Genomic DNA, 4,785 nt, shown 5'->3' with positions numbered 1-4,785 from the left:
GGGCGCAACGGCGAGCGGGACTTCCACGGTGAGAAGCGGAGCAACGAGACGCACGCATCCACGACCGATCCGGATGCGCGCCTGGCGCGCAAGTCGAACGGCCAGGCAGTCAGGCTCTGCTACGCGGGGCATGTGGTGATGGAGAACCGCCACGGGCTGGTGGTGGGGGAGACGACGACGCGGGCGACCGGCACGGCGGAACGCGACGCGGGGCAGGCGATGATGGCCTCGCTGGCCCGGGCGGGGCGGACCACGCTGGGCGCGGACAAGAACTATGACACCCAGGGGTTTGTGGCGGCGATGCGCGCGATCGGCGTGACGCCGCATGTGGCGCAGCACAGGAATGGGCGCCGCTCGGCGATCGATGGCCGCACGACGCGGCATGCGGGCTATGTGGTCAGCCAGCGCATCCGCAAGCGGATCGAGGAGGTGTTCGGCTGGGGCAAGGAGGTGGCGGGGCTGCGTCGGATGCGGCTGCGCGGGCTGGCACGTGTCGGCTGGGCCTTCACGCTGCGCGCCGCCGCCTACAACCTGGTGCGGCTGCCGAAGCTGCTGGGGGCTGCGGCGTGACCACGCTCGAAATGCGTCCAGCGTCGGTAAGAAACGCCGGAGAGCCGCTCAAAAGCGGGCGATCCGGCACATAATCGAAGGCTATTCCCGGGCCAATGCCAGCCAACCCGCCGACATCAAGGCGAATTTCCGCAACCTGCTAACGCTCCGCCGTTGCCGTGCCGCACGCTGATGAGATGATTGTGGCCGGTGAAGATCGCCGTCTTGCCATATCGGATCCGGTCGCCGACCAGCTCGGCGGTCTGAGCGACGATGTACAGCTCACCGTTGTAGACTTCGAGCTTGGGCGGGCAGAGTGGGTGCATCGCGTTGTCGATTGCCAACGGATGGAGGTGATACGTCGCTTGGACCGCGTGAAGTTCGTCAGCGGTCGGCTCGCGAAGCGCTATCCAGCAGAAGCCCGAGCGACCTTTATCCTGCTGGACGTGCTCATCGATCGCGATTTCCCGGACACGCTTGCCTTCGTTGTAATAATAGGCGGCGATGATGCTCATGCCGGCTTCGCAGGGATGTGCAGGCCACGCCGTACGGCCGGTCGAGCCAGCCCGCGTGCGAGCCATGCTTGCAGGTTCGAATAGCTGCTGAGGCCAAGGATGTCGCCAGCAGCGTAGAATTCGACCAGCGCGTTCACCCAGCCGAGCGTCGCGATGTCCGCGATCGAATAGTCGTCGACGATCCAGTCGCGGCCTTCCAGCCGGCGATCCAGGATCCCGAGGAGACGCTTGGATTCGTCGGCAAAGCGCTGTTGCGGCCGCTTGTCTTCATCGTCCTTACCGGCAAATCGCAGGAAAAAGCCAAGCTGACCGAAGGTCGGCCCAATGCCCGACACCTGGAAGAACACCCAGGCCAAGGTCTCGTAACGTTGGGCGGGTGCGGTGGAGATGAACTGGCCCGTCTTGTCGGCCAAGTAGATGAGGATCGCACCGGATTCCCAAACGGCAATGGGGTTGCCGTCCGGGCCCGCCGGATCGAGGATCGCCGGTATGCGGCCGTTCGGGTTCAATGACACGAAGGCCGGGTCCTTCGACTCGTTGTGCGAGATGTCGATCAGGTGGGGCTCGTATGCCAGACCAGTCTCCTCCAGCATGATCGACACCTTGACGCCATTCGGCGTGGGAGCTGCGTAAAGTTGCAGGCGATCGGGATGAGATGCCGGCCAGCGCTGCGTGATCGGAAAGGACGAGAGGTCTGGCATAAATCTGCGATCCTGATGCTGCGACGGCGGCTGAATGGAATGACCGACCTCATCGAGGCAGGGTTCGATGACCGCGTGGTTGGACGACGCGGTCACCAAGATTGCGAACCGAACCGGCGCATCGGCAACGGAAGTAAAGCCTACTCCGCTGCCGTTCTGGCCGGAGGCTGCACAGCCCCAGCCTTTGGGCGTTTCGGAAGCACCCAGCCGGGACGGGGGAAGTGACAAGTGTAGCCGCCCGGTCGCTTCTCCAGATAATCCTGGTGGTCCGGCTCGGCCTCCCAGAAATCGCCGACTGGCTCGACCTCGGTGACCACTTTGCCATTCCACAGGCCAGAGGCATCCACATCGGCGATCGTCTCCTCGGCGACGCGCTTCTGCTCCTCGTCGGCGTAATAGATGCCCGACCGGTAGGAGAGCCCACGATCATTGCCCTGGCGGTTCTTCGTTGTCGGATCGTGGATCTGAAAGAAATATTCCAGCACGTTCCGGTAGCTCGTCACTGCCGGGTCGAAGACGATCTCGATCCCCTCGGCATGCGTGCCGTGATTGCGATAAGTGGCGTTCGGAACATCGCCGCCGGTGTAACCGACACGGGTCGAGACGATACCGGGCCTCTTGCGGATGAGATCCTGCATGCCCCAGAAACATCCGCCTGCGAGAATAGCGCGCTGATGCACGTTAAGCCTCCTCTACCTGATCGAGATATTCGCCGTATCCCTCGGCCTCCATCTTATCGCGGGGGATGAAGCGAAGGGACGCTGAGTTGATGCAGTAGCGCAGACCGCCGCGGTCGGAAGGACCATCCGGGAACACGTGGCCGAGATGGCTGTCGGCGTGTACCGACCTCACCTCCGTCCGGACCATGCCGTGTGCGCTGTCCCGCACCTCGTTCACGTTTGCCGGCACGATCGGCTTGGTGAAGCTGGGCCAACCGGTACCCGAATCGAACTTGTCCGTTGAAGCGAACAGCGGCTCTCCCGACACAATGTCGACGTAGATGCCAGGCTCCTTGTTGTCGTTGTGCTCGCCCGAGAAGGGCCTTTCGGTCCCCGAATTCTGCGTGATCCGGCGTTGCTCGGGGGTAAGGCGGTCCACTGCTACCTGCGACTTTTCAAACTTCATGACAGCCTCCAATACTTAACTCGCGGGTCAGGCACACTGCCGTCTATTATTTCATTCATCGCATCGACTATCGCAGTGCGCCTTGCATTAATCCAATACGCTGCGCGTATAGTTTCCATAGCGCCGAAGATTCTTACATTGTGCCTTAGTTCCACCCGTATCGAGCTGCCAGCTGCGCGATCCTCCGTATCTCGACCGGGGCCATTGAGCCGGATACCGTCGCGATCACGACTTCGCGCTCCAAAACAAATCCGTCGATCGGCCGAGTGACGAGGCCGTTCGCCGTAGCCGATCGCTCCGGAAGAATGCATATGGCGTGGCCGTCAGCGACGACCCGTTGCACCCAGTCCTCGCGATCTGATCGAAAGCGGGGTTGCATGAGCAAGTCCCGCCGCGCGAAGTGATCGAGGACATGATCGCGAAACTCGCATTTCAGGCGATCGACGAAAGGAAACTTAAGCAGATCTTCGCCCCGCACAGTCTCACTGGCTGCCAAGGGATGGCTTGCAGAACAGCCGAGCACGAAGCGCTCCCGAAATAGAGGATGCACATCCAGCTTGCGTTCCGGTCTTGTTTCTCGCGGCAGGATGCACGCGTGGTATTTTCCTGAAAGCACCTCCGATGTGTCTTCGTTCGACTGGAGCGAGTGCAGCTTGATTTCGATGGATGGCATCTCCGTTAATGCGCTCTCGAAAAAGGCCGTAAACTCCTTCGGTCCGACAGTGGGCGCGACGGCGACATCCAGCACGCGGTGCCCCCCCATCGCCCAGTTCTCCGAGTGATTGCGGACGCTCTTCATCGCGACCACCATGCGCCGGAATTCTGCCTCGACGTCCTGGCCGAGGCCAGTCAAGCGGCTGTTCTTCCCGTCGCGATAGATCAATGGCCCGCCAAGCTCATCTTCCAAGCGGCGGATCGCGCGGGTCAGACTTGGCTGTGACACGCCGCTCAAGCGAGCAGCCGCTGTGAAGTTCAGCGTCTCGGCCAAGTTGATGAAATAGCTGACTTGATTGAGTTCCATAGTCCTTTGGCCCATGCGCCTGCCTGATGCCGCTTCCATGAGACCCCCTTCGGAAAGCAGGTCGCAGAAATATGCCTGGCGCATATAATCATGGTCTAGGGGCTTGTCTATATGCGCCAAGCATATAAATGATGCCCTGAGATGACGCCTACTGGTTGGCGGTGCGCTCCGCTCAGCTCCGTCGAAGGTTCTGAGAGCGTAACCGCCAAGCCGCGTGCTGGAGGTTCGACGGACATGGCAGAAAAGACATTCACGTTTGCTAGTGGTGGTGGTTCTCCGCTTTCCGGGCACCTCGAACCGCCGGAAGGGACGCCGCGGGGCTGGGCGATATTCGCCCACTGCTTCACCTGCGGGAAAGACAGTCGCGCCGCTGTTTACATCTCGCGTGCGCTGTCGCGTGCGGGCATCGGGGTTTTGAGGTTCGATTTCGCCGGAACCGGGATCGGCGGTGGGACGGGAGAACCTGTGAACTTCGCGTCGGACGTCGAGGACCTTCGGGCAGCCGCGAAGGCGATGGCGGCCGCGGGCATGTCACCGTCCCTCCTCGTCGGGCACAGCCTGGGTGGCACCGCTGCGATCGTGGCCGCCGCCGACTTGCCTGACGTTGCGGCGGTCGCGACGATTGGTGCGCCGGCAGACCTTCAGCATATCTTGCGCCTCTTCGGACCGAACGATCTGGACACTATCGCGAGCGAGGGCGAGGCCTCGGTGGAGATCGCCGGTAGACCCTTCCTCATTCGCCGCGGGTTCCTAGACGCGGTTGAGGGGATCGACGTTGAGAAGGCCATTGCCTCTCTGCGACGTCCGGTGCTGGTCATGCACTCTCCGCTGGATCAGGTGGTCGGCATCGACCACGCGTCGCGCATCTTCGTCG

General features: G+C 62.1%; 7 protein-coding genes. 2 read left to right on the top strand and 5 right to left on the bottom strand.

Going from position 1 to position 4,785, the window contains the following annotated elements; genetic code table 11:
- A partial coding sequence (locus K2Y56_RS08905; protein WP_292507016.1) for a transposase occupies positions 1-570 on the top strand: 570 nt, incomplete at its 5' end.
- A 116-nt stretch (positions 571-686) separates the two neighbouring features.
- On the opposite strand, the gene K2Y56_RS08900 is transcribed toward K2Y56_RS08905, so the two are convergent.
- The 5 genes from K2Y56_RS08900 to K2Y56_RS08880 form a co-directional block, all read right to left on the bottom strand.
- Positions 687-1,064 (bottom strand): CorA family divalent cation transporter, encoded by a 378-nt coding sequence (locus K2Y56_RS08900; protein ID WP_292507015.1) that lies wholly within the window; start codon positions 1,062-1,064, stop codon positions 687-689.
- The gene (locus tag K2Y56_RS08895) at positions 1,061-1,765 is read right to left on the bottom strand and encodes a glutathione S-transferase N-terminal domain-containing protein (RefSeq protein WP_292507018.1); all 705 of its coding nucleotides are present in this window, start codon (positions 1,763-1,765) and stop codon (positions 1,061-1,063) included. Before K2Y56_RS08895 ends, K2Y56_RS08900 begins: the two co-directional genes overlap by 4 nt.
- Before the next feature lie 140 nt (positions 1,766-1,905).
- On the bottom strand, positions 1,906-2,445 hold the full coding sequence (gene msrA / locus K2Y56_RS08890) for a peptide-methionine (S)-S-oxide reductase MsrA (RefSeq protein ID WP_292507014.1): 540 nt from the start codon (positions 2,443-2,445) through the stop codon (positions 1,906-1,908).
- A gap of 1 nt (position 2,446) precedes the next feature.
- Positions 2,447-2,890 (bottom strand): peptide-methionine (R)-S-oxide reductase MsrB, encoded by a 444-nt coding sequence (gene msrB, locus K2Y56_RS08885; RefSeq protein ID WP_292507013.1) that lies wholly within the window; start codon positions 2,888-2,890, stop codon positions 2,447-2,449.
- A 145-nt stretch (positions 2,891-3,035) separates the two neighbouring features.
- Complete coding sequence (locus K2Y56_RS08880) at positions 3,036-3,911, bottom strand: LysR family transcriptional regulator (protein WP_292507017.1); 876 nt, start codon at positions 3,909-3,911, stop codon at positions 3,036-3,038.
- Positions 3,912-4,145: 234 nt separating this feature from the next.
- On the opposite strand from K2Y56_RS08880, the gene K2Y56_RS08875 reads away from it, so the two are divergent.
- Positions 4,146-4,785: alpha/beta fold hydrolase (locus K2Y56_RS08875; protein ID WP_292507012.1), on the top strand; the 640-nt coding region annotated here is incomplete at its 3' end.

Origin of the sequence: Methylobacterium sp. (assembly GCF_019745455.1) — a bacterium.
Taxonomy (GTDB): domain Bacteria; phylum Pseudomonadota; class Alphaproteobacteria; order Rhizobiales; family Beijerinckiaceae; genus Methylobacterium.
Note: the sequence above shows the minus strand (reverse complement) of the source record. Positions and strands in the feature narration are given on the sequence as shown.

Coding starts and splice junctions, on each gene's coding strand:
- K2Y56_RS08900 (WP_292507015.1), bottom strand. CDS start 1,064: ATGAGCATCATCGCCGCCTATTATTACAACGAAGGCAAGCGTGTCCGG.
- K2Y56_RS08895 (WP_292507018.1), bottom strand. CDS start 1,765: ATGCCAGACCTCTCGTCCTTTCCGATCACGCAGCGCTGGCCGGCATCT.
- K2Y56_RS08880 (WP_292507017.1), bottom strand. CDS start 3,911: ATGGAACTCAATCAAGTCAGCTATTTCATCAACTTGGCCGAGACGCTG.
- msrB (WP_292507013.1), bottom strand. CDS start 2,890: ATGAAGTTTGAAAAGTCGCAGGTAGCAGTGGACCGCCTTACCCCCGAG.